The sequence below is a fragment of the Hydrotalea sp. AMD genome (assembly GCF_004100315.1).
In the GTDB taxonomy this organism is placed as follows: domain Bacteria; phylum Bacteroidota; class Bacteroidia; order Chitinophagales; family Chitinophagaceae; genus Hydrotalea; species Hydrotalea flava.
Map to the genome: position 1 here is coordinate 1 of NZ_SCKY01000019.1, position 1,660 is coordinate 1,660.

The window sequence follows — 1,660 nt, forward strand, 5'->3', positions numbered from 1 at the left end:
GAAACAAGGTAAAGTACATTGCGCGACAGGTAATTGTTATACACCTTTTGATGAACATACTTCTGACAAAGTCTGTTTTGTACAGTTAACTCGGCATTTAACTAAAGAAGAAGCTACCGCTAAATTACAGTCTTGTAAAGAGTTGATGACACAGAATAAAGTTGATGGTTTTACTTTCGTAGAAACTCCTGAAAAATTTAGAATAACATGACATACGTAGACAAACTTGGCATTGAGCTAAAAGTAGAAGATTTTGTTTGCTGGGTAATAGACAAGAATTACCTTAAAATCGGAAAGATCATAGGATTTACTAAACATGGTTATCCACGAGTAGTAGAATATTATCCTTTTATAAAAATAACAACTAAGGATGAGTTTGCTGTACTTGTAAAGACAACCGAGATTCTTAAAATTCCAAAACCAAAAGTAAAGAAATGAACAACGACTGGATGATTATCTACCGGGAAACTGACTATGCTCATTTCCTGTTTAACGGGGAATGGCCCGTTAGTATTCGACCGCATGCTCAAGCATGGGGAGAACAGTATTCTGATAAAGTAGAAGAACAGATCAGTAAAACTGAAAATGACATACCACTACTGAAAACAGTATTGAATAACACGCGTAAGAAGATATTTACTTGTAACGGTGTTCGCTATGTTGTACTTCAGCGTGGTGAGTTTATTAACGACTAAATATTTTTCATTAGAAAAATTTGGTAATTTCACTTATCCATTTTTAAATTTGCAAACCTTATCTACATGTCCAAAACCCTACGGAATGTCCTTAATTTAAAAGGACAAAATCTTATTGAGGTAGTACTTACCTCAGACAGTACTTCGACTGCTGAAGAGAAATTCAATGCGGTGAAGGAATCAATAGTTAAAATGATTGAGCCACAGTTGAAGACCTACCTTACTGGTCTTAACTTATCAGAGAAACTTAAAGAAGTAGACGATCTTGAGATACTTGAGAAAACAACAATCGAGTATATCCCGGAACCATTTTGCCAGGCATTAGCCGATCATATTGATGCCCAGGAGGGATTTGTACTACATCAAAAAGTTTGGCTTTACACTACATTCCTGGATATGTTCAGTGTAGGGGCCAGAAAATTTTGTAACTCGTTCTTTGTACACCGTGCGCAGGAATTAGTCAACAAACGTAGAATCATTACTTACTAACTTTTAAATCTGCTGGCTATGGAAAAGCTGAGTGAACACATCACTATTGACAGGGTTAAAGCTAATCCTGCTACTAATTTGATGCAGTTATTTGATCATGGAATGTCTGGTGAAGAACTGTATGATGCTTTTATTGATCGCATTAAAGACTGGGTGTTGAAGATCGATGTACATGTAGCAACTCTTGCTACTATACTACTCAATACCCCCAACTTACCATTACTTCCTCATACGTTGTATCTGGAAATAGCAGAAGCGGTTGATACTGTGTTGCCTAATCACCCATTGTACATACGTTCAGCAGTATACGTAGACTTGGTAGAAGTAGTACACAGACACTCTCAAACACAGTTTGAAAAAACTGCTACGGAGAGATTTCTTAAAACTTCCGATATTTTAGATGCTGTTAAAAATGCCGCGAAGTCAATCAAACCTGATAACAGCACTGATCCTAACCTTAACTAATCGTTATGTCT

The 1,660-nt window shown here is 36.4% G+C and carries 5 protein-coding genes; all 5 read left to right on the plus strand.

Annotated features, from left to right (window positions below; translation table 11 throughout):
• Positions 1-211: hypothetical protein (locus EO766_RS13650; protein WP_287101387.1), on the plus strand; the 211-nt coding region annotated here is incomplete at its 5' end.
• Positions 208-438: a hypothetical protein gene (locus tag EO766_RS13655; protein WP_287101389.1), complete on the plus strand. Its 231-nt coding sequence runs from the start codon at positions 208-210 to the stop codon at positions 436-438. The genes EO766_RS13650 and EO766_RS13655, both read left to right, overlap by 4 nt.
• Positions 435-695 carry a hypothetical protein gene (locus tag EO766_RS13660; protein ID WP_287101390.1) on the plus strand — a complete coding sequence of 87 codons (261 nt, stop codon included), beginning with the start codon at positions 435-437 and terminating at the stop codon, positions 693-695. Before EO766_RS13655 ends, EO766_RS13660 begins: the two co-directional genes overlap by 4 nt.
• Before the next feature lie 66 nt (positions 696-761).
• A complete protein-coding gene (locus EO766_RS13665; RefSeq protein ID WP_287101392.1) occupies positions 762-1,184 on the plus strand; it encodes a hypothetical protein in 423 nt (140 codons plus the stop codon).
• Between the two features lie 18 nt (positions 1,185-1,202).
• A complete protein-coding gene (locus tag EO766_RS13670; RefSeq protein ID WP_287101394.1) occupies positions 1,203-1,649 on the plus strand; it encodes a hypothetical protein in 447 nt (148 codons plus the stop codon).
• Positions 1,650-1,660 lie beyond the last annotated feature (11 nt).